19 protein-coding genes are annotated in these 23015 nt (G+C 69.3%); 10 read left to right on the forward strand and 9 right to left on the reverse strand.

The window, feature by feature from the left end; genetic code table 11:
• The first annotated feature begins 1 nt into the window (after position 1).
• The gene (locus ACYVOK_RS31795) at positions 2 to 958 is read left to right on the forward strand and encodes a UDP-glucuronic acid decarboxylase family protein (protein ID WP_460666281.1); all 957 of its coding nucleotides are present in this window, start codon (positions 2 to 4) and stop codon (positions 956 to 958) included.
• Here ACYVOK_RS31795 and ACYVOK_RS31800 read toward each other — a convergent pair.
• Genes ACYVOK_RS31800 through ACYVOK_RS31840 form a run of 9 tightly spaced genes read right to left on the reverse strand, consistent with a single transcriptional unit; the run spans position 897 to position 10665 of the window.
• Positions 897 to 1820: a glycosyltransferase family 9 protein gene (locus tag ACYVOK_RS31800; protein ID WP_460666282.1), complete on the reverse strand. Its 924-nt coding sequence runs from the start codon at positions 1818 to 1820 to the stop codon at positions 897 to 899. The genes ACYVOK_RS31795 and ACYVOK_RS31800 overlap by 62 nt on opposite strands.
• On the reverse strand, positions 1820 to 2509 hold the full coding sequence (locus tag ACYVOK_RS31805; RefSeq protein ID WP_460666283.1) for an SDR family oxidoreductase: 690 nt from the start codon (positions 2507 to 2509) through the stop codon (positions 1820 to 1822). The genes ACYVOK_RS31800 and ACYVOK_RS31805 overlap by 1 nt, the downstream gene beginning before the upstream one ends.
• Positions 2506 to 3852, reverse strand: coding sequence for a PfkB family carbohydrate kinase (locus ACYVOK_RS31810; RefSeq protein ID WP_460666284.1), 1347 nt, complete (start codon positions 3850 to 3852; stop codon positions 2506 to 2508). The genes ACYVOK_RS31805 and ACYVOK_RS31810 overlap by 4 nt, the downstream gene beginning before the upstream one ends.
• Positions 3849 to 4442 (reverse strand): D-sedoheptulose-7-phosphate isomerase, encoded by a 594-nt coding sequence (locus ACYVOK_RS31815; protein ID WP_460666285.1) that lies wholly within the window; start codon positions 4440 to 4442, stop codon positions 3849 to 3851. The genes ACYVOK_RS31810 and ACYVOK_RS31815 overlap by 4 nt, the downstream gene beginning before the upstream one ends.
• Positions 4442 to 5647 carry a glycosyltransferase gene (locus tag ACYVOK_RS31820; RefSeq protein ID WP_460666286.1) on the reverse strand — a complete coding sequence of 402 codons (1206 nt, stop codon included), beginning with the start codon at positions 5645 to 5647 and terminating at the stop codon, positions 4442 to 4444. The genes ACYVOK_RS31815 and ACYVOK_RS31820 overlap by 1 nt, the downstream gene beginning before the upstream one ends.
• A complete protein-coding gene (locus ACYVOK_RS31825; protein ID WP_460666287.1) occupies positions 5644 to 6603 on the reverse strand; it encodes a glycosyltransferase in 960 nt (319 codons plus the stop codon). The genes ACYVOK_RS31820 and ACYVOK_RS31825 overlap by 4 nt, the downstream gene beginning before the upstream one ends.
• Entirely contained in the window at positions 6600 to 7601 is a 1002-nt protein-coding gene (locus ACYVOK_RS31830; protein WP_460666288.1) for a glycosyltransferase family 9 protein, read from the reverse strand. The genes ACYVOK_RS31825 and ACYVOK_RS31830 overlap by 4 nt, the downstream gene beginning before the upstream one ends.
• A complete protein-coding gene (locus tag ACYVOK_RS31835) occupies positions 7598 to 9034 on the reverse strand; it encodes an HAD-IIIA family hydrolase (RefSeq protein ID WP_460666289.1) in 1437 nt (478 codons plus the stop codon). The genes ACYVOK_RS31830 and ACYVOK_RS31835 overlap by 4 nt, the downstream gene beginning before the upstream one ends.
• The gene (locus ACYVOK_RS31840; protein WP_460666290.1) at positions 9031 to 10665 is read right to left on the reverse strand and encodes a carbamoyltransferase family protein; all 1635 of its coding nucleotides are present in this window, start codon (positions 10663 to 10665) and stop codon (positions 9031 to 9033) included. Before ACYVOK_RS31840 ends, ACYVOK_RS31835 begins: the two co-directional genes overlap by 4 nt.
• Positions 10666 to 10858: 193 nt before the next feature.
• Between ACYVOK_RS31840 and ACYVOK_RS31845 the strand changes: the two genes are divergently transcribed.
• From ACYVOK_RS31845 to ACYVOK_RS31885, 9 genes are all read left to right on the forward strand, one after another.
• Entirely contained in the window at positions 10859 to 12619 is a 1761-nt protein-coding gene (locus tag ACYVOK_RS31845) for an MBL fold metallo-hydrolase (RefSeq protein WP_460666291.1), read from the forward strand.
• Between the two features lie 12 nt (positions 12620 to 12631).
• Positions 12632 to 14311: an alpha-amylase family protein gene (locus tag ACYVOK_RS31850; RefSeq protein ID WP_460666292.1), complete on the forward strand. Its 1680-nt coding sequence runs from the start codon at positions 12632 to 12634 to the stop codon at positions 14309 to 14311.
• Between the two features lie 19 nt (positions 14312 to 14330).
• The gene (locus tag ACYVOK_RS31855) at positions 14331 to 15401 is read left to right on the forward strand and encodes a LacI family DNA-binding transcriptional regulator (RefSeq protein ID WP_460666293.1); all 1071 of its coding nucleotides are present in this window, start codon (positions 14331 to 14333) and stop codon (positions 15399 to 15401) included.
• Positions 15402 to 15613: 212 nt separating this feature from the next.
• Entirely contained in the window at positions 15614 to 16981 is a 1368-nt protein-coding gene (locus ACYVOK_RS31860) for an extracellular solute-binding protein (protein WP_460666294.1), read from the forward strand.
• A 3-nt stretch (positions 16982 to 16984) separates the two neighbouring features.
• The gene (locus tag ACYVOK_RS31865) at positions 16985 to 18031 is read left to right on the forward strand and encodes a carbohydrate ABC transporter permease (protein WP_460666295.1); all 1047 of its coding nucleotides are present in this window, start codon (positions 16985 to 16987) and stop codon (positions 18029 to 18031) included.
• Positions 18032 to 18034: 3 nt separating this feature from the next.
• Positions 18035 to 18967, forward strand: coding sequence for a carbohydrate ABC transporter permease (locus tag ACYVOK_RS31870; RefSeq protein WP_460666296.1), 933 nt, complete (start codon positions 18035 to 18037; stop codon positions 18965 to 18967).
• A 44-nt stretch (positions 18968 to 19011) separates the two neighbouring features.
• Complete coding sequence (locus ACYVOK_RS31875) at positions 19012 to 19947, forward strand: ROK family protein (protein ID WP_460666297.1); 936 nt, start codon at positions 19012 to 19014, stop codon at positions 19945 to 19947.
• Positions 19944 to 20546 (forward strand): D-sedoheptulose-7-phosphate isomerase, encoded by a 603-nt coding sequence (locus ACYVOK_RS31880; protein ID WP_460666298.1) that lies wholly within the window; start codon positions 19944 to 19946, stop codon positions 20544 to 20546. The genes ACYVOK_RS31875 and ACYVOK_RS31880 overlap by 4 nt, the downstream gene beginning before the upstream one ends.
• Positions 20543 to 23014, forward strand: coding sequence for an alpha-mannosidase (locus ACYVOK_RS31885; RefSeq protein WP_460666299.1), 2472 nt, complete (start codon positions 20543 to 20545; stop codon positions 23012 to 23014). The genes ACYVOK_RS31880 and ACYVOK_RS31885 overlap by 4 nt, the downstream gene beginning before the upstream one ends.
• Position 23015 lies beyond the last annotated feature (1 nt).

Below are 23015 nucleotides of genomic sequence, written 5' to 3' on the forward strand. Positions count from 1 at the left end.
AATGGAGCATGTCGTGGTCACCGGCGGAGCGGGCTTCGTCGGCAGTCATCTGTGCGAGCGGCTGATCTCCGACGGGTACCGGGTGACGTGCCTGGACAACCTGCTGACCGGTACGCCGGACAACATCGCGCACCTGATGGAGGAGCCGCGCTTCACCTTCACCCGCTGCGATCTGACCGGGTTCGTCCACGTACCGGGCGATGTCGACCTGGTGCTGCACTTCGCCAGTCCGGCGTCGCCGATCGACTACCTGCGACTGCCGATCCAGACCTTGAAGGTCGGAGCGATCGGGACGTGGCACGTTCTCGGCCTGGCGAAGGAGAAGAACGCCCGGTTCCTGCTCGCCAGTACGTCGGAGGTGTACGGCGACCCGCAGGTGCATCCGCAGCCCGAGTCGTACTGGGGTCACGTGAACCCGATCGGCCCGCGGGGTGTGTATGACGAGGCGAAACGGTACGCCGAGGCACTCACCACCGCGTACCGGACCAGCGAGGGTGTCGACACCGCGATCGTCCGCATCTTCAACACCTACGGCCCGCGGATGCGTCCCGACGACGGCCGCGCGATCCCGACCTTCATCCGCCAGGCGCTGGCCGGCGAACCGCTGACCGTCGCCGGGGACGGCAGCCAGACCCGATCGGTCTGTCATGTCAGCGACACCGTGGACGGCATCCTCCGGCTCGCGTTCAGCGGTCATCCGGGGCCGGTCAACATCGGCAACCCGGACGAGCGCTCGGTCCTGCGGATCGCACAGGACGTCATCGCGGCGACCGGCTCGCATTCGACGGTCGAGTTCGTCGACCGGCCTGTCGACGATCCCGGCGTACGGCGTCCGGACACGACGCTGGCCGAGCAACTGCTGGACTGGCGGCCGCGGATCGACTGGCGCGAAGGGCTCACATCGACGGTCGAATGGTTCCGTGCAGCTGTGCGCGTGCCGCAGCCAACACCTCGCTGACCTCGATCCGCAGCAAGGCCTCGTCCGGCTGGTCCGCATGCGGATCGCCGAGCCGGCTGCCGTGGTAGAGCACGGTGTGCAGGTCCAGGTCGATACACGGACCCCACCACGCCGGCGGGACCGGTCCGAACAACGTCACGGACCGCGTCCCCACCGCCGTCGCGAGATGTGCGACTCCGGTGTCGCCGCTCAACAGCACCGCGGCCGACGCCACGCGCAGCGCCAACTCGCCCAGGGACAACTTCCCACTGAGGTCCTCGTCCGCTGGTATCGCGGCACACAGCTCCGCCTCGGATCCGGATCCGGTCAGTACGACGCGATGCCCGTCGGCCCGGAGCTGCGTGACGACCTCCGCCCACCGCGACGCCGGCCACTGCCGCGCCTGGCTCGCCGCGCCCGGATGAACCACGACGGCACCGTCGCCGTTGGCAACGATCGGCAGCCGCAGATCCTCGGGACCGCAAGGACCGCCGGCCCACGACACCAGCCGGCACCACCGGTCCACCTCGTGCTCGTCCAGCTGCCACGGGCAGCCACGCACGTGATCGGCCGCCACACAGTCGAACGCGATCAGCTCATCCGGTCCGCCTTCCTGAAGAACGCGGTGGCTCTCCGGCCCGCGGCCGTGCAGATTGACCGCGTCGTGCGGTCCCAACCCGAGACCCGGTGGCCGCGCTGCCAGCGAGGTCGTCGGGATCACGTCGTCGACCAGGCCGAGCCGTACCAACCACGACGACAGCGGCACGGGTCCCGCGAGCAGCAGCGGCCGCTCGCCGTACCGGCGCCGCAAACCACGCAACGCGGGTACGGCGGTCAGCGCGTCACCCAGGCCGAGCGCGCGGAGGACGACGACCGGTCGCATCAGGGCCAGGACGGTTCGACCGACGGGCAGACGACGAGTTCGCGGATCTCGACGCCGGCCGGCTGGGACAGCGCGTAGAGGACGGTCTCGGCCACCGCCCCGGGATCGTTCAGCATCGCGTCCTCTCCCGGCTTGTACTGCTCGGGACGGCCGTCGAAGAACGCCGTCTTCATACCGCCCGGGACCAGCATCGTGACGCCGACCCGGCCGGCGGTCTCCACCGCGAGCGCCCGGCTGAACCCGACCACACCGAACTTCGACGCGCAGTACGCCGTCGCATCGCTCAGTGCCCGCAGCCCGAGGGTCGAGGCGACGGTCACAATCCGCCCGCGGGTACGTTCCAGCCGCGGTACGGCGGCCCGCGCGATCGCGGCCGTGCCGATCAGGTTCACGGTGACGACGCGGACCCAGTCCTCCAGCGGGACGTCCTCGATCCGCCCGCACGCGTCGATACCGGCGGCCGTGACCACACCGGTCAGCGGTCCGTCGGCCAGCGCCTCGGCCGCGGCCAGGGCCGGCTCGGCCGACGCGGGGTCACTGAGATCGACCTGGATCCACGGCACGTCGTCGGCGGACGGCTGCTGCCGGTCCAGGGCGATCGCCGTACCGCCGTGCTTCCGGACCGCGGCGACGACCGCGGCTCCGAGGTCGCTGGCACCTCCGGTCACGGCTACCCGGTCAAAGGTCATCGACTGCTCCCTTCCTGAAGAATGGCGGTGGTGGAACGGCCCGGCAGGTACGGGACCAGGACGACCCGGCCACCCCAGCTGTTCACGATCGGTGCCTCGGGCAACATCTCGGCGGTGTAGTCGCCGCCCTTCGCCCAGATGTCCGGCCGCAACTGGTCGAGCAGCACGCACGGGTCGTTGCCGCCGAAGACGGCGACCGCGTCGACGCACCGCAACGACTCCAGCACCCGGCGGCGGTCCTCGACCGAGTTGACCGGGCGGTCGGCGCCCTTGAGCCGGCGCACACTGTCGTCGGAGTTGAGCAGCACGATCAGCGCGTCACCGAGCCGTCGGGCCGCCTCGAGGCTGGCGATGTGCCCGGCGTGGAGGATGTCGAAGCACCCCCCGGTCGCAACCACGGTGCCGCCGTTCGCGTGGACCCGGCGGATCACCGCCGCCGCGTCGTTCTCGGGCGGAGCGGCGCCGACCACCTCCGTCGCGGTGACTCCCCCGGCCGCGAGCCAGCCGGCCGTGTCGTCGACCGCGGCTTCGATCGCGGCGCGTGCCGTCGCGCCCGAGCCGAGCAGGGCGGCCGCCGTACCGGCGAAGCGGTCGCCCGCCCCGCAGGCGTCACCACTGTGGTTGAACGGCGTCGGGACGAACAGGGCCGGTGCACCGCCGAGGGCGGCGAAGACGCCGTTGCCGCCGTCCGTGACCGCGACAGCCCAGGCCTGCCAGCGATCCCGGAGGTCTCCGGCGAGTTGGTCGAGCGGTGCCGACCGGCCGGTGAACTGGACTGCCTCGGCCTTGTTCGGCGTCGCGAGCGTGACGCCGGGCACCGGTTCCGCACCGCGCGGATGGGGGTCCCAGACGACCGCTCGCTGCGACGCCCAGCGGTGCAGCACGTCCCAGACCTCCGGATGACCGACCACACCACCCGCGTAGTCGGCCACCAGAACCGCGTCCGCCGCCTCGAGCTGTTCCTCCAGCGCGGCCACGTCGCACACGTCGTCGATCTGGGCCGGTGCCTCGACGTCGAGCCGCAGTAACGACTGTCCCGCGCTGCGAACCCTCGTCTTGCACCGCGTCCCGGGTGACCGCAGGATCTCGGTCACCGGCACGCGTTCGGTCAGCAGCACGTCCAGTCGCTTGGCGGGTTCGTCCTCGGCCAGCGCGGTGGCCAGGTGCACCTCGATGCCCTCGCGGGCGAGCAGTGTCGCCGCGAGACCGGCTCCACCGGCGCGCTCGTTCGTTCCTTCGACCTGCACGACGGGAACGGGCGCGTCGGGGCTGATGCGGCGTACGTCGCCTTCGATGTCGCGGTCGAGCAGTACGTCGCCGACCACCAGGACCCGGACGGTCACCGGATCACCTCCTCCTTGTGCGCCAGGTATCGCTCGACGGTCGAGCAGAGTGCATGGATCGCCACCAGGTGAACCTCCTGGACGGCGGTGGGCGCCGCGGACTCGACGACGAGCGCCTGATCGGCCGCTTCGGCCAACGGGTTCGGCCACGGCCCGGTCATCGCCCAGGCTTTGAGACCGCTCGGCTGTGCTGCTCTCACGGCCGCCAGCAGGTTGCTGCTGCGGCCGCTGGTCGAGAGCAGCAGGAGTACGTCGCCGGGTCGGCCATGAGCACGCACCTGACGGGCGAACACGTCGTCGGCTCCGAAGTCGTTGCCGATCGCGGTCAGACTGGACGTGTCGGCATGCAGTGCGATCGCGGACAGCGGTGGCCGATCGGGGCTCTCGAACCGGCCCACGAGCTCGGCGGTCAGGTGCTGCGCCTCGGCCGCGCTGCCACCGTTGCCTGCGGCAAGTAACCGGCCGCCGTCGGCGAGGACGCCGGCCAGCTCACGGCCCCAGGCGTCGACGGTCGCAGCCTGTCCGTCGAGGCTGTCCAGGGCCGCCCGCAGGTGCTCCAGGTGCTCGGCGACCGTTCCGAAATGAGCCATCAGCGCGTCCTGCCCGTCGCCAGCGGGGCCATGATCCGTTGGTAGACCTGCTCGGTGTCGGCGGCAACCTTCGGCCAGGTGTACTTCGCGGTGACCCGCGCGATTCCGGCCCGGCCCATGCGGCGGCGCAACACCGGATCGTCGAGGAGCTCCTTCAGTACACCGGCCAGCCGCTCCGGATCCTTGGGCGGAACGTGTACGCCGGTGACGCCGTCCACGACGGTGTCGAGCAGTCCACCGACTGCCGCCGCGACGACCGGGCGCCCACACGACATCGCCTCCAGTGGGACGATGCCGAACGGTTCGTACCACGGCGTGCAGACGACGACGTCGGACGACCGGATCAGTGCCGGCACGTCCTGCCGGGACACCGCACCGACCAGGTGCACTCGATCCGCGACACCGACACGGTCCGCTTCGGCACGCAAGCGCCGTACCTCGGGATCGTCGTCGAAGGCAACGGTCGGGCCGCCGGCGATCACCAGCTCGGCTTCCGGCAACCGGGCCAGGGCCTGGATGACGGTGTCGACACCCTTGCGCTCGACCAGTCGGCCGAGGGACAGGATGCGGCCGCCGTTCGTGCCGGTCCACCAGTGGTCCTGAGGCATCGATGGACGGAAGACGTCGACACCGCACGGTACGACGTGCAGGGACTCCGCCGGCGCGGCCAGGGCGAGGAGTTCGTGGACCTCGTCCGTGGCAGTCGCGATCACCGCGTCCGCCGCGGAGGCCAGGTCGGTCTCGATCTTCAGTCGCTCCGGCGGGCTGGTGTCCGCGGTGCCTTGGTGGCGGCGCTTGACCACGCCGAGGGCGTGAAACGTCTGCGCGAACGGGAACGCGACCGCTCGCCGTGCCTCCAGGCAGGCGACACCTGACATCCAGAAGTGCGCGTGCACGACGTCCGGCGGCTCAGGCGACCACTGCCGGCCCATCCACTGACCGAAGGCCTTCATGTACGGCAGCAGCCTGTCCTTGGGAAGCTGCTCGGCCGGTCCGGCCGGCACGTGAATGACGTCGACGCCCGGGCCGAGCGGCACGCGTTCCGGACTGTCCGGGTCGTCACGCCGGGTGTAGACCTCGACCTGATGGCCGCGCTCGGCCAAGGCCAGCGACAGTGCCGCCACGTGGACGTTCTGGCCACCCGCGTCGGCGCCACCCAGCACGGCCAGCGGGCTGGCGTGCTCCGACACCATCGCGATTCTCATCGACTGACCTCCTTCAGCATCCGATCCCAGTCGTCCAGGAATCTCGGCAGCCCGAAGTGCCGCAGTGCGTGCGCTCTGGCCGCCATACCTCTCTCCCGGGCTTCGTCCGGGTCGGCGAGCCAGCGCAACGCCGTCGCCCCCAGCAGGTCGATGTCCGAACTCACCACTCCGGCGGTGGCGGGAACGGCTTCCGGTGCGGCCGTCGCGGACACGACGAGCACCGGCATGCCCAAGGTCATGGCCTCGATCAGTGACAGGCCGAGGCTGGTCCAGCGGTACGGGTGCAGATAGGCGAAGTGCTGCGGCATCCGGTCGTGCAACTGGTCCTGCGAGAGGTCGTCCACATCGGCGAGACCGCTGTGGATGTGGGCGGTCAACTGCTCCGTGCCCATGCCGAACACGCTCACCGGAACCTGCTCGGCGATCCGCCCGACCAAGTCGGTTCCGGCCACGCGCCAGCGCCGTACCGGCTCGTTGACGGAGACAACCAGGGAGTCGAGGTCTCCGGAGTACCGGTAGCCGTAGTCGGGCACGCCGTGGTCGATCACCTCGGCGGGTGCCCGGCCGTTGTCGAACATGGTCCGGTTGAACTGCGTGACGTGGACGATCGGGATGTCGGTGCGATCGGCCAGCGGGTGTTGCCAGTCGTTCACGTCACCTCTGGGCGTGTTGTGCTCGACGTACACGGCAGGTACGCCGTACTGACCGAGCGGACGGCCCGCCCAGGCCTGGAAGAGCTCCAACTCGCGGTGGCGTTGCAGAACCACCACGTCGAAGTCGGTGGACGCCATCTCCTCGGGAGTGATCTCACGGACGGACTTGGGCCAGGTGTACGTCTGGGCGCGGCCCATCCCGTCAGGACCCCGGTCGGGCAGGACCGGGACGTAGTACTCGTGTGATCCCTGGACGAACGACGTCATCCAGGCAGCGTGGACGTGCCAGGCCAGAATCCTCATCCCGCGACCTCCTCGATCAGCTTGTGAACCGCGACGACCACCTCGTCCGGTGAGACCTGGTCCAGGCACGGGTGGCCCGGCACCGGACAGACCCGGGCCCGCGAGTCGCGGCACGGAGCGTCCTGGTCGCCGAGTACGACGGACGGCACCCGCCACGGCGCCCACTTGGCGGCCGGGACGACGGGGGAGAACAGCGAGACCACCGGAGTGTGCACGGCGGCGGCCAGATGAGCGGGGCCGGTGTTGCCGACGACAACGACCTGGGCATGGGCCAGAACTGCGGCCAGCTGGCGGAACGTCGTCCGGCCGCCGAGATCCATACCGTTGCTACCGGCAACCTCCGCGGTCAGCTCACGTTCACCGGGTGACCCGGTGACCAGGACCCAGTACCCGTTCGCGGCGAGGGCCTTGACCGTTGTGGCCCAGTGGTCGGGTGAGGGCGTCCGGGCCGGGACCGACGCTCCGGGATGGACGACGACGTACGGCTCGTCGTGGACCGGCGGCGGCAGGGTGTCCTTGATCCGCAGGCGACCGTCGTCACCGTCGGGCAGGCGGTAGCCGGCCGCCTCGACCAGGTCCAGTGCGCGCTCGACCTCGTGACCCGGACCGGCGTGATGCCGCAGGTCCAGCAGGGAGCCCGGATAGTCCTCGGAATCGGCGGCGATGTACTCGATGCCCGCCATCCGCAACAACAGAGCCATCGGCAGCGGGCTCTGGTGGTACGACGTCAGCACGACGGCGGCACCGATGTGCTCCAGAGCCAGTGCGTCGATCAGCGTGTTGACACTGCGCCGATCCACGTCCGGCGGATCGAACCCGGTCCACGGGCACGGCCAGACGTAGACGTCGCGGACGCCCGGCAGCAGCCGCCCGGCCTGCTCACCGGACGGTGAGACGAGCAGGACGACCCGATCCGTCGCGGCAACGGCCCGAATCGCCGGTCCGGCCAGCAGGACGTCACCGTCGTTGTCCATCCGGGTGACCAGCACAGTTCTCATGGCCGGTCCCCCAACAGCTGGTCGACCGCGTTCAGGAGGTCCGGCTGGACTACTGGTGCTGCCCGGATCTCGTCGGCGCGGGTCTTCTCGTTGGGCACCAGCACTGCCTGTGCGCCGGCGGCCTGTGCCGCGGCGATGTCGGAGCCGATGTCTCCGATGACGACGACCTGGCTCGGTGCCACACCGAGCTCATGCGCCGCAGCCAGAACCAAACCGGCGGCCGGCTTGCGGCAAACGCAACCGTCCAGGTCGGTGTGCGGACAGACCTGCCAGGTGTCGAACGGCCCGAGCAACTCGTCCACGCGCCGGTTGACCGCGGCGACCTCCTCGGCGGTGATCAGGCCACGGCCAATGCCGGACTGGTTCGTGATGACCCCGACCGGGACTCCGGCCGCTCGGAGCCGGCGGATCGCCTGGCGTGCTTGGGGAACCGCTCGCACATGCTCCGGATCGCCGTTGTAGGGCACGTCGTGGATCAGCGTGCCGTCACGGTCGAAGAGCACGGCACCGACCTGCGGCTGCCACGCAGTGCTACCGCGATGTCGCCAGGTGCCGCGAGCCCGGTGCCAGACGGCAGCGAAGGGAATGACGGCAGACGTGGCCAGCATGCGCATGACCTCGTCCGGCGTACGTGGACCGGGTGTGACGCGACGCCCAACGAAGTCAGCGGTCAAGAGGGCCCACACAGCAGCGGCCTTCTTCGAGCCGAGCAACGCGACGGCCGCGGACAGCACAGTGGCCAGGTGCCACTTGAATCGGCCGGGCGGACATTGGGCGAGCGTGCGCCAGGCCCGGCCGTGGACAGTTCGCATCAGTGCGTCGTCGGCATTGCCGCGCTGCACTCGCACACTGACCCAGAAGTTTTCGTCGCGAACCGGATGGACGACGTGCCGGGTGCCTTTCACCAGCTCCCAGCCGTGCTGCCGGACCCGCAGCGCCAGCTCGGCGTCCTCGCGGTAGGCGCGCGGGAACCGCTCGTCGAACCCTCCTACCTGGTCGAGCGCCGTACGGCGGTAGGCCATGTCGGCCGTCGCCCACTCGGCGTTCTCCAGTCCCGCCGTACTGCGCTCCCAGTCGGTCGGGCGCGGCCCTGTCGGCACCTTGATTCCACCCTGGATCCCGGCGACCCGGTCACTGGCTTCCGCCAGGTCCTTCTGCAGGGCGGAGGACCAGTCGGCCGGCAGCCGTACGTCGTCATCGAGGAAGGCGATCCACTCCGTCTTGGCTGCACGCCAGCCGACGTTCCGGGCCGCGGCCGGTCCTCTGCCGCCGGAGCGCAGTACCTCGTAGTCACCTTGCGGCAGCGCGCCAACTGGGTCCGGGCGGTCGTCCACGACGTAGACCGGGCCGGTCCATTGCGTCGCGAGGTCACCGAGCAGGTCGGCCAGGCGGTCACGGCCGACCGTCGGGATGACCACACTGACCTCGGTCAACGGAAGCCTCCTGCCCTGCGCACGACGTGCGGCCCGATCACGAGCAGATCGGCGGGAGTCGAGCCGAACAGCTCCAGCACGTCCGACGGGCTGTCGACCATCGGGCGACCGGCGGTGTTCAGGCTGGTGTTGACCAGCACCGGAAGGCCGGTGCGTTGCTCGAACTCCTCCAGAAGCTGTGCCAGCAAGGGCTCGTCGGCACGGTCGACGGTCTGGATCCGGGCGGTCCCGTCCACATGGACGACCGCAGGGATGCGGTCCTGCCACGAAGCGGACACGTCGTGGACGAACAGCATGTACGGGCTGGGCAGTGGACCGTCGAAGATCTCCGCGGCACGCTCGATCAACACCAGCGGCGCAACCGGGCGGAACTGCTCACGACCCTTGATGTCGTTCAGTCGCTCGAGGTTCTCCCGGCGGCCTGGGTGTGCCAGCAGTGACCGGTGCCCGAGAGCTCGGGGCCCGTACTCGGACCGCCCCTGGTACCAGGCCACGATCTGGTCGTCCGCCAAGGCCTGCGCGACAACCGCGGCCAGATCGGGCGGGGTGTCGAACGGCAGGGCCGCCTGCTGGAGGCGCGCGGTCAGCTGGTCGTCGGTCCATCCCCGGCCGAGGGCGGGTGTCTGCATCGGCTCCGGACGGCCTTGGGACGCGCTCAGGTGCAGCGCCGCACCGAGCGAGGTGCCGGCGTCTCCGGCGGCCGGCTGGACCCACACGTGTTCGTACGGACCGCGGCGGGCGAGGACCGAGTTGGCGACGCAGTTGAGTGCGGTGCCGCCCGCCATCGTCAGCGCTCGGGCACCGGTCTGCTCGTGCAGCCAGACGGCCAGCTCGAGCATGACCTCCTCGAGTCGCCGCTGGACACTGCAGGCGAGGTCCGCGTGAGCGTCCGTGAGCTCGTCACCCGGCCGGATCCTCGGCGCGTACTCGGCCCAGTCGATCTTGTCGGTGCGGAAGCCGCCCGAATCCGTCGTACGGACCAGTTCGCGGAAGTCGGCGAGATGCCGCGGCTTGCCGTACGACGCGAACGCCATCACCTTGTACTCGTCGCTCGAGCGCAGGAACCCGAGGTGGTCGGTCAGGTCCTCGTAGAGCAGGCCCAGCGAGTGCGGCAGGTCCTGTGTGGCGAGCACCTGCAGCTCGGGGCCGTCGTACAGGCCGCCCAGGTGAGACGCGCGCTCACCACGGCCGTCCAGGACCAGGCAGGCGCTCCGCTCGTAGGGCGCCGCCAGCCCGGCCGACGCCGCATGGGCGACGTGGTGCGGCACGAACGTGACCTTGGCCGGATCCAGTCCGGGCAGCGCCGCGGCGAGGAAGTTGGGGGCGCGGCGGGCGTAGTCGGTCCGGACCCGGTCGCCGGGGTCGACGACCCCCAGCTCGGACAGCTCCACGCACAACGACGGATCGAACGAGTAGCCGACCTGGTCCAGATCCTCCGGCCGGAGGCCGGCCTCGTCGAGACACCAGCGCATCGCCTGCTCGGGCAGTTCCCACGCCGACCAGGGCACCGGCCGTTTGCCGTGCTTGCGGCGGCTGAACCGTTCCTCCTCCGTCGCGGCAACGATGCGCCCGTCGACGACCAGCGCGGCCGACGGGTCGTGGAAGATCGCGTTGACCCCGAGGATGCGCATCGGCCCCACCTCTCCTGACGAAGCTGGGCCGGTACCCCACCCCCGCGCTCCCACACGTGGAGTAGCGCTTCTTTCTCGGACCCGCTGGAACGGCTCCGGTCCCGGCTACGGAGAGCAGCGCTACTCAGTGAAATCTGGAATCGATGCCACCCTGACTTGCCACCTCCTGGGAAGCGTTGCTTAGGCTGCTGCGGTGACTCTCGGGAGCCGACAGCTCGGCGCGAACCTCTACGCGATCGACGACAGTTGCACGGTGTATCTGCTCGTCGATCCGCTGACCGGATCCGCGGTGGCGATCGATGCGGGCAGCGGACGCTGGCTGGACCAGCTCCCGTCGTACGGCGTCGACACCGTCACGGACGTCCTGGTGACGCATCACCACCGGGACCAGGTCGAGGGTCTGCCCCGACTCGCGGCGGCCGGCGCGCGGATCTGGGTCCCGGAGAACGAACTGGGACTGATCGCCGAGGTGGACCACCACTGGCAGGCCCGGACCATGGCGAACAACTACGACCTGCGCACGGACCGCTTCTCCCTGCTCGAGCCGGTCCAGGTCACCGGCGTGATGAAGGACTACAGCACCCGTCGCGTCGGCCACATCGACGTTCAGACCGTCCCGACTCCCGGCCACACCCCTGGCAGTGTCAGCTATCTCGTCGACGGCTACGCCTTCACCGGCGACCTGATCCACAGTCCGGGCAAGGTGTGGTCCGCCGCCGCCCTTCAGTGGTCGTACGTCGGCCTCGAGGGCGCCGCGCTCACCATGGCCTCACTGGTGCAACTCATGGATCACGAACCCCGGCTACTGCTCCCCAGCCACGGGGAACCGATGGACGACCCGGCCGCCGCGGTCCAGAAGACCTGCGAGACGCTCGGCGACCTGCTCCACGTACGTCGCGGCATGCGCTCCGACATGCTGCACAGACTGGACGACCCGTTCGTCGAGCTCAGTCCACACCTGTTGATGAACCACACCAGTGAGTCCCGCAGCTACGTCCTGCTGAGCGACTCGGGTACGGCGCTGCTCATCGACTACGGGTACGACCTGAGCACCGGCATACCGCTGGGTGGTGACCGGCACACCGTGCGGCCCTGGCTTCCGAGTCTGCGGGCACTGCAGCGCGACTACGGGATCGAGCGCGTCGAAGTCGCCATCCCCACGCACTACCACGACGACCACGTCGCGGCCTTCAACCTGCTGCGAGAGGTGCACGGCACCGAGGTGTGGGCATCGGCGCCGGTGGCACACGTGCTGGAGAACCCGACCCACTACGACCTGCCGTGTCTCTGGTACGAGCCGATCCCCTGCGAGCGGCACGTGACGGACGGGACGAGCGTGCGCTGGCGTGAGTACGAACTCGACCTCCACGCGCTGCCCGGCCACACGCTCTACGCGTCGGCCATCGGGTTCGAGGCCGACGGGCGGCGCGTGCTGGCAACCGGGGATCAGCAGACCGGTAGCTGGGTGCCCGGAGAGGCTTCGGAGATCCCCAACTTCCAGTACGCGAACCTCTTCCGTCCCGACGACTTCAAGGCCTCGGCCGCGCTCTACCAGCGGCTGCAGCCCGATCTGATGATCTCCGGGCACTGGCAGCCGCGGATCATCACGCAGGACTACCTGGACGAACTGACCCGGCTCGGCGAAGAGGTCGCCCGGGTCCACCGCGACGTGCTGATGCCGGACGACCCCGTGTTCACGGGCGGTGTGCACATCACGCCGTACCGAGTGGACGCCGTCGGCGGGCAGCCGTTCGAGCTGCGCGTCAGCTCCCCCGGGGCACGGCTCGTGCTGCCCACGGGGTGGGACTGCAAGCAGGTCGACGAGCACGTGTTCCTGGTCGTGCCGCATGTGACCCAGCCGGTACGACGTGCCCGCATCGCCGCCGGGATCACCCGTGACGGCCGGTACCTGGGCCAGCTGGCCGAGGCCCTGGTCGACGTACGCCTTCCCTGAGAGGACCCTCCATTGAAGATCGGCAACTATGCCGTAGAGCTCCATGCCGCCAAGGCCTACGCCGCTGTGCACATCGAGGGACGACCGTGGTTCGCCCTGCGGTTGCACGCCTCGGTGGACACCGTGAGCGGGCTCGACGAGACGTACGGCGACGTCGAGATCCACGAGGCGCGGCACCACGAGGAACTGGTGATCACCGCGACCGCCCGCAGTACGGTGTGGGACACGCGAGTGACCACCACGCGGTTCCTGCCGGACCGGATCGAGACCAGTACGACGGTGACCGGGCAGGGCCGGATCACCGAGCTGCACCTGCTCGGCGGACGTCGTACACCGCGGGGCTTCCTGCCCAGCGGGTCGCACCTGCAGCAGGCGTACTCACCGAACCCTGACCACCCGACGCGAGTCATCCGGGACTCCCTGGAGCCCGCCACCATCAGCGTGTGCGGTGAAGGCAGCGAGCCGGGGATCGAGCGCTGGCTCTTCAGCCCGGCGCCCTGGTGCTTCGCCGCCGCCCTGGACGACCGCTGGGTGGGCTTCAGCGTGGTGGCGCCGATCGCCGAGCAGACGTTCACCAACTACCACTACCTGCCTGTCACCGGCGGCTTCAGCCTGCGGCTGGACTACGAAGGCCAGACTGCGGTCGACGGGTCGTTCCGTACGCCGCTTCTCGTCGTACACCTGAACAGCAAGGAGCCGGAGGAGGTGCTGGTCCGCCACCGGGAGCTGCTCGACTCGTACGGCGTCGTACCGTCGCGCAAGGCGGAGAAGGCGGCGTGGTGGCAGGGAACGATCTTCTGCGGGTGGGGAGCGCAGTGCGCCATCGCAGCCCGGACGGACCAGGCGCCACAGCCGCTGGCGACCCAGGTGAACTACGACAGGTTCCTGGAGACGCTGGCCGGTAAGGGCATCTACCCGCAGACGGTGGTGGTCGACGACAAGTGGCAGGAGTCGTACGCGACCTGCCGGCCGGATCCGGCGAAGTGGCACGACCTCAAGGGATGGATCGCCGAGCGGCACGCGGCCGGTCAGCGGGTGCTGCTGTGGTGGAAGGCGTGGGACGAGGAAGGGGCCCCCGTCGAGGCGTGCATCACCGACGCGGCCGGCAACCCGGTCGGGCTCGATCCGGACTCCCCTGCCTGCGTCTCGCTGATCACCGAGGCGGTGGAGTACATGCTGTCCGCCGACGGTCTGGACGCGGACGGGTTCAAGATCGACTTCACCGCGCGGACGCCGTCCGGCTCGTCGTTGCGGCACAGTGGACCTCGCTGGGGCGCCGCCCTGCTGCACGAGCAGCTTCGACTCGTCTACGACACCGCGAAGCGGGTCAAGCCGGACGCACTGGTCGTCACACACACTCCGAACCCGGCCTTCATCGACGTGACCGACATGATCCGGCTGAACGACGTACTGCGGGCCGACCACGGTGAACCCGGCTATGTCGCACGTCACATGACCTACCGCGCCGGAGTGGTGAAGTCGACCTGTCCGGAGCTCGGCATCGACACCGACGGCTGGATGATGCCCAGTCACGCCGAGTGGCGGGAGTACCTGAAGATCCAGCATGGTCTGGGCGTGCCGGCGCTGTACTACGTCGACGGCACCGACACGGATCGTCACGACTTCGGCCCTGACGACTTCGCTGCCATCCTGACCAGCTGGAGAAACTTCGGCGCGACGCTGGAGGCGTAGCGCCCTTAGACTCCCTGCCATGAGTCCCCGGGGGCAGCAGGCGGCACGGGCCGTGCAGCAGACGGTGCAGCCGCCTGTACGCCGTCCCACGGTGCAGGACGTGGCCCGTGAAGCCGGTGTCTCACCGTCGACCGTGTCACGAGCGCTGCACACCCGTGGATACGCGTCTCCCGCCGTACGAGCTCGAGTTCGTGCGGCGGCCGAGCGGATCGGGTACGTGCTCGACCACAACGCCCGCAATCTACGGAGTCGTACGTCGACCTCGATCGGCGTCCTCATCTCCGACCTGCGGAACCCCTTCTACGCCGACCTGGCTGCCGGCATCGAGGAGGAGTTGCGGGCGGCGGAGTACCAGATGGTGCTCGTGAACGACAACGGCGACCCGGCCGAGGAGATGCGGGCCGCCGAGACGCTGCTGGCGATGCGGGTGCCCGGTGTGATCGTCACTCCCGTCACGGCCAAGTGCCCACGGGTCCTGCAGGAGAACGGCGTCCACGTGGTCTGTGCGGACCGCGAGCTCGGCAGGTCCAACGGCGACGTGGTCATGAGCGACAACAAGGCCGGTGCGCGGGAGCTGACCGACCACCTGATCGCCCTCGGCCACACCCGGATCGGACTGCTGATCGACGAGACCAAGTGGTCGACCGGCGCCGGGCGGCTGGCCGGGTTCCGGGCCGCACACCTGGACAACTTCGTCGACCTCGACGAGGACCTGATCGCCTACACCAGCTTCGACGCGGACGCGGCGCGGGAGACGACCCGCAAACTGCTGAACGAGCACGAGGTGACAGCGATCATCTCGGCGAACAACGTGCTGGCCCAGGGCGCGCTGGCCGAGCTGAAGGACCGGCGGCTCAAGATCCCGCGGCAGATCAGCCTCGCGGCGTACGACGACGTGCCCTGGATGTCGCTGGTGCAGCCGGCCCTGACCACCGTGGACCAGCACACGGTCGAGCTGGGCCGCAGCTGCGCCCGGCTGCTGCTGGCACGGATCCGCGGCGAGCTCCCGGCGAAGCGGCGGATCGTCCGCGTGCCACCGCGGCTGGTCGTCCGCGGTTCCACCGGGCCGGCCCCGCGCAGCGGAGCCTGACCGCCCCATCTCCGGTTTGGGCCGGGTTCGGCCGGTTGGGGCCGGGTTTTTGGCTGGGCACCGGACGATCGCTACCGGATCGTTGTCCACAACCTTCCGTGCGACATCTTGACGATGGCAGAAAGTCACACATACCGTGCACTGCATCCGAATGTGGCATCGATGCCACATCTCGGGCCGCTCGTCCCCTGTCGAGGTTAGGAGCACACGCAATGAAGCACCTGCGCCTTCCCGTGGTGCTGGCCGCCGGAACGCTGGCACTCACCGCCTGCGCCGGCGTCGGAAACAACGAAGACTCCGGCGGGAGCGACCAGAGCTCCGCCGACTCGACCCCGTCGGGCACCCTGAACGTGATGGGCTTCAGCGGTGAGGACGAGGTGGCCCAGTCCCGGATCACCGCCTTCAAGACGGCGTACCCGACCGTCACCGTGAAGAACAACAAGGGCGACTTCGACGCCCAGCAGTTCCTCACCGCGGTCTCCAGCGGGAACCCGCCGGACGTCGTCTACATGGCCCGCAACCTGGTCGGCACCTACGCCGCCAAGGGCGCGATCCAGCCGCTGGACGACTGCATCAAGAACAACGACATCGACACCGGTCAGTACCGCGAAGCCGCGATGAACGAGGTCAAGCTCAAGGACAAGACCTACGGCATCCCGGAGTTCTACACGGTCTCGACCAACCTGATCAGCGCCAAGGCGCTGAAGTCGGCCGGCGTGCCGGTCAGCGACATCCAGACCGCCGACTGGGACAAGCTCGAGCAGACGGTGAAGAAGCTGTACGTCGCCAAGGCCGGACGGCCGGCCCGGATCGGCTACGACCCGAAGATGCCGGACTTCTTCCCGCTCTGGGCGATGGCCAACGGCGCCGAGCTGGTCAAGCCCGGCGGCGAGCCGAACCTGAACGACCCGAAGGCGGTCGAGGCGCTGGAGTACACGATCAAGCTGATCAACGCCCAGGGCGGCTGGTCGAACTTCAAGACCTTCCGCGACACCTTCGACCTGTTCGGCGAGAAGAACCAGTTCACCAAGGACCAGCTGGCCGCGTTCCCGATCGAGAACTGGTACGTGAACGTCCTGCGGGACTCCCGCAAGCAGGGTCTGGAGCTGGCGTCGACCATGTTCACCAACCGGCAGGGTGAGCCGATCAGCACCATCGGCGGCTCGGCCTGGGTGGTGCCGAAGGGCGCGAAGAACATGGATGCCGCCTGCAAGTGGGCCAAGACGCTGACCTCGCTGGAGACCTGGCACAAGGCGGCCGAGGCCCGGATGCAGACCGTGGCCAAGGACAAGAGCTTCTTCACCGGCCTGTTCACCGGCAACAAGAAGGCCGACGAGGAGATCAAGGCGAAGTACCTGAAGCCCTCCGGTGACGCCGGCTTCGACCAGGCGATCAACAACTACTACGACGTCCTGGACAAGGCGAAGGCGCTGAACCCGTCGCCGGCCGGCGCGGAGATCGAAGCCGCCTGGAAGAACGCGGTCGGCAAGGCACTCGGCGGGTCGGCCACCCCGCAGGCCGCGCTGGACCAGGCGCAGGCCGAGGCCAAGACCGCCTTCGACAAGGCCAACCAGGGCTGATCGATGGCGACGACCAGCCACTCGGGATCGGCGCCGGCAACTGCCGGCGCCGACACCCGTACGGAGACCGGACCGAACGTCCGGCCGGGCAGCGGTTCGGGCGGGCCGGGCGGGCCCGGGGCCGGCGGCCGCGTGGCCGGGCGGCCGAAGCGAAGCCCGCTGGCGAAGCAGGAGGACCGGGCCGGCTGGCTCTTCGTCGCACCGTGGGTGATCGGGTTCCTGATCTTCACCGCGGGGCCGATGATCGCCAGCCTGGTGCTGTCGTTCACCGACTACCAGATGATCCAGTCCCCGAACGCGGTCGGCTTCGACAACTACCGCGAACTGTTCAACGACCCGCGGGTGCTCAAGTCGCTCAGCAACACCTTCGTCTACGCGGCGATGTTCGTCCCGCTCGGCACCGTCTTCGCACTGATCCTGGCGATGATGCTGCAGCGCGTGGGCCGGGCCGGCGGCTTCTTCCGGACCGCGTTCTACCTGCCGGAGATGACCCCGGCGGTGGCCGCGGCGGCGATGTTCCTGCTGCTGCTGAACGGCCAGCAGGGCCTGGTCAACAAGGTGCTCGGCTGGTTCGGCATCAACGGACCCAACTGGACCACCGATCCGAACTGGCTCAAACCGTCGCTCGCGATCGTCAGCCTGTGGACGCTCGGCGGGACCGTGGTCATCTACCTGGCCGCGCTGAACGGCGTACCCAAGCAGCTGTACGAGGCGGCCGAACTCGACGGCGCCGGGCCGGTCACGCGGTTGTTCCGGATCACCATCCCGATGATCTCCGGCGCGCTGTTCTTCACCGTGATCACCAACACGATCGCGGCGATGCAGATGTTCGACCAGGCGTACACCATGTTCTACGGCCCGCAGCAGAAGGCGGCGGCGTCGGAGGAGTCCCTGGTGTACATGGTCTACCTGTTCCAGAACGCCTTCCAGTTCTTCAAGATGGGCTTCGCCTCGGCGATGGCCTGGCTGTTGTTCGTGATCATCCTGCTGATCACGTTCATCCAGTTCAGGGTCGGCAACCGGTACGTCTACTACCACGGGGAGCGGTGAACCATGGCGACTCCACCGACCACTCCGACCCCGTCGACCGCCCCTGCGGCCGCCGTCGCCGTGACGTCGCCGGGCCCCTCCGGCATCCCAAGCTCGAAGAAGCCGTCCAGCTTCAGTCCGCGCCGGTTGCCGTTCCTGTTCTTCCTGACCCTGGCCACGTTCGCGTTCTGCTATCCGCTGGTGTGGCTGGTGTCGGCGTCGCTCAAGCCGCGCTCGCAGGTGTTCGACAACCGGCTGATCCCGGAGGTCTTCCAGCCGTCGAACTACGTGCGGGTCTGGGAGACCGCGCCGGTGCTGACCTGGCTGACGAACTCGCTGACCGTCGGCGTGATGGCAGCCACCGCGGTGACCCTGTCGAGTGCGCTGGTCGCGTTCGGGTTCGCGTACTTCCGGTTCCGCGGCCGCAACCTGCTGTTCGGCGTGCTGTTGTCGACGATGATGCTGCCGGGCGCGGTGACGATGATCCCGGTGTACCTGATCTGGAACCGACTCGGCATGATCGACACCCAGATCCCGCTGTGGGCGCAGAACCTGTTCGGCTCGGCGTTCTACGTGTTCCTGCTGCGGCAGTTCTTCCTCGGCATCCCGCGTGAGCTGTTCGAAGCGGCCCGGGTGGACGGCTGCGGCTACTTCAGCATGTTCCGGCGGATCGCGTTGCCGTTGTGCAAACCGGCCCTGGTGATCGTGTTCGTCTTCGAGTTCAAGGCGAGCTGGTCGGACCTGATGAAACCGCTGATCTACCTGCAGACCCCGGAGTACTTCACGATGCCGCGCGGCCTGAAGCAGATCATCGACGCCTTCGCCCTCTCGGGCCACTACGAGTGGGAGATCGCGGTGGCCGCCAGCGTGATCGCCGTGGTGCCGATGATCATCCTGTTCGCCTTCGGCCAGCGGTACATCCTCGACGGCGTGGCGACGACCGCGCAGAAAGGCTGAGCGTGAGCTCGCATCACCCTGACCCGCCTCCTGGTGGGCAGCCCGTGCTGGCCCTGGATGTCGGTGGCACCAAACTGGCCGCCGGCGTCGTCTCCCCCGACGGCACCGTCCGTTCCTTCTGCCAGATCGAGACCGCGGTCGGCGAAGGTCCGGCCGCAGTGGTCAAACGCCTGCTGGAGTTGGGCGAACAGGCTCTGGCCGAGGCCGGCGTCCCGAGCGTCACGGCGGTCGGTGTCGGCTGTGGTGGGCCGTTGGATCCGCAGACCGGGGTGATCCTCGGGCCGCCCGGTCTGCCCGGGTGGGACGAGGTGCCGCTGGGACGGCTCGTCACCGAGCGGTTCGGGCTGCCGGCGTACGTCGAGAACGACGCGACGGCCGCGGCGCTCGGCGAGTACCGATGGGGTGGCTGGGATGTGCGGAGCCTGGTGTACCTGACCGTGTCGACCGGCTTCGGCGGCGGAGTGGTTGCCGATGGCAAGTTGTTCCGCGGCGCGGCGGACCAGGGCGGCGAGCTGGGGCACGTGGTGGTCGACTGGCAAGGCCGCCAGTGCGGCTGCGGCGCCCGGGGCTGCGCGGAAGCCTACGTCTCCGGTACGGCGATCGCCCGGCGCGCGACCGAGGCGGTCGCCGAACGGCCGGACTCGCGTCTCGCCGAGCTTCCCGTCATCACGGCGAAAGACGTCGCCGAGCAGGCGCGGGCCGGTGATCCGCTGGCGAAGGCGGTCTGGGAGGAGACGACCGCGATGCTCGGCCGGATGGTCGCCGTACTGATCAACGTCTGTGAGCCGGATCTCGTCGTACTCGGTGGTGGCGTGACCCGCGCCGGGGGGCAGTTGCTGGAGCCCGTGCGGGATGCGGCCCTGCGGCAGGCGATGCCACCAGCCGCCAAGGCGTGTGACGTGGTGCTGAGCCGCCACGGCGACGCGGTCGGGGTCCTCGGTGCAGCCGCGATCGCCTACGACCGCCTGGGGGACTCGTGATCGAGATTTCCATCGACGGCCTGTTGGACGGGCAGCTGGAGCGGCACGCGGAGGTGACTGCCGCGATGCGGGAGCAGTTGCCCCAGGTGCGGGCTGTCGCCGAAGAACTGATCCGCCGGCTCTCCGCCGGCGGTGTGCTGTACACCTACGGCAACGGCGGTTCCGCCGCCGACGCGCAGCACCTGGCCGGCGAACTGATCGGCCGCTACCTCCGGGAGCGCCGCCCACTCCCCGCGGTCGCCCTGATCGGTGACGCCGCGGTGGTGAGCTGCATCGCGAACGACTACGCGTACGACGACGTGTTCGCCCGGCAGGTGACGGCACTGGCCCGTCCACAGGACATTGTGGTGGGTTTCAGCACGTCCGGCACGTCACCTACGGTGGTGAAAGGGCTCGCAGCGGCGCGGGCCAACGGCGCCTGCTCGGTCGCCTTCACCTCGACGCGGGGCAAGGACCTCGCGGCAGCGGCCGACCTGGCGGTCGTCGTACCGGCCGAGGAGACGGCCCGGATCCAGGAGATGCACGTCCTCGCCCTGCACCTGATCAGCGAACTGGTCGACCGCTGGGCAGTCAGTACCGAACCCGTGGAGAACGCATGAGTCAGCGCGGGGCCAGGGGGCCCTTGCACATGATCGGCAACGCTCACATCGACGCGGTGTGGCTGTGGCAGTGGCAGGAGGGTTACCAGGAGGTGCGGGCCACGTTCCGGTCCGCCCTGGACCGGATGGACGAGTACCCGGACTACGTCTTCACCGCGGACTCGGTCGCCTACTTCAGCTGGATCGCCGAACACGACCCCGGCCTGTTCGACCGGATCCGCAAGCGGGTCGCCGAGGGCAGGTTCGAGATCGTCGGCGGCTGGTGGGTGGAGCCGGACTGCAACATCCCCGGCGGGGAGGCGTTCGTCCGGCACGCGCTGTACTCCCAGCGCTGGCTCGCCGAGAACCTCGGCGTGATCGCGACCGCCGGCTGCAACGTCGACCCGTTCGGTCACAACGCGACGCTTCCGCAGCTGCTCAGCAAGGCCCGGCTCGACTCGTACGCGTTCCTGCGGCCGCAGAGCCACGAACGCGAACTGCCAGGGCAAAAGTTCTGGTGGGAATCTCCGGACGGCTCCCGCGTGCTCGCGTACCGGATCCCGCACGAGTACTGCTCGCCCGGCGGAGAGATCTCCGGCCATGTCACCAAGGCGCTGCAGCAGTTGCCGGTGACAACGGAGCCGCTGATGGTGTTCTACGGTGTCGGCAACCACGGCGGCGGCCCGACGATCGAGAACATCGAGTCGATCAAGCAGCTCGCCAAGCGCGACCTGTTCCCGGAGATGTTCCCGTCCACGATGCGCCGGTTCTTCGACGAGGCCCGGACCTTCGACGGCATCCCGGTGCACGCGACCGAGCTGCAGCCGCACGCGATCGGCTGCTATGCCGCGCACTCCGGCGTGAAGCGGCAGAACCGGCTGGCCGAGCAGGCGCTGCTCGCGGCGGAGAAGTGGACCACGATCGCGGCCGCGGTCAGCGGTACGCCGGACGCCACCGCCGAGCTCGGGCACGCCTGGAAGCAGGTGCTGTTCAACCAGTTCCACGACATCGCGGCCGGTACGGCGATCGAGCCGGCGTACGACGACGCCCGCGACCAGCTCGGTGAGGCGAAGTCGATCGCGGCCCGGCTGGCGAACCGCTCGATCCAGTCGATCGCCCGGCAGATCGACATCCCGGCCGAGTCCGCGATGGTCCCGGTCGCCGTGTTCAACCCGCACGCGTGGCCGGTGACCGCGACGGTCGAGCTCGAGCTCGGGTACCCTGCGCCGCTGCGTGGTGCGATCGCGTTGTCCGAGGGCCTCGACGGCCGGCTGATCGACGTCCAGGAGGTCCGCTCGGCGGCGACGGCGAACGGCCGGCGCCGGATCGCCTTCAAAGCCACGGTCCCGCCGCTCGGGTACCAGCTCTACACGATGCGTCCGGGCGACACGTCGTACCATCTCGGCGCGCCCGCGGGTGACGGGCTGACGCTCGACAACGGCGTCGTCCGCGCGGAGGTCGACCCGAAGACGGGCTGGCTGCGGTCGCTCGGTCTGGCCGACGGGCCGAACCTGCTGGCTTCCGGCGTCCCGCACGCTCAAGTGATCGACGACGACACCGACACCTGGAGCCACGGTGTCCGCTCGCTGTGGAACACGACCGGCGCCTTCGAGGTCACCCGGGTACGGCGGCTGGCCGACGGTCCCGTGCGTCAGCTGATCCGGGTGGAGTCGGCGTACGGCGAATCCAAGCTGGTCGAGGAGTTCGTGCTCGACGCGGAGTCCGACACGGTCGAGGTGCGGGTGACGGTCGACTGGCGGGAACAGCTGAAGGCGCTGAAGCTGTGCTTCCCGTTCGCGGCGAAGAAGTCCGTGGCGACTCACGAGATTCCGTACGGTCACCTGGTCCGCGAGCAGAACCGCGAAGAGGTGCCGTCGCACGCCTGGGTGGACATCTCGGGCGCCAACGGCGGCGTCGCTGTGCTGAACGACGGGAAGTACTCGTTCGCGGTCGACGGTTCCAAGGCCGGCAAGCCGGTGCTCGCGATGACCGTGGTGCGGTCGCCTGTCTACGCGTGGCATGATCCGCGGCGGCTGGACGACGACGGCGTGTACGAGTACCTCGACCAAGGCATCCAGCGGTTCACGTACCGGCTGCAGCCGCACGGCGGTGACTGGCGTGCGGCAGGCGTCGTACGTCGTGCAGCTGAGCTGAACCAGCCGGTTACCCCGCTGATCGAGTGCTTCCACGACGGGCCGCTGCCGGTGTCGCAGTCGTATCTGACCGTGAACGGCTCGGACCACGTGGTCTTCTCGGTGCTCAAGCGGGGCGAGGACGACAACGGTGCGGTGATCCTTCGCGGTTACGAGACGAGCGGGCAGCCGGCCGAGGTACGGGTCGACCTGCCGTTCCTGGGACGATCGTTCGAGCTGGCCTTCGGGCCGCACGAGGTGAAGACCGTGCAGTTGCCGTCGTCCGCGGAAGCGGCGCCGGCCGAGGTCGACCTGCTCGAGTGGGATCCCGCGAAGCCGCCACCCCTGGGTCGGTGAC

The organism is Kribbella swartbergensis (assembly GCF_054784135.1).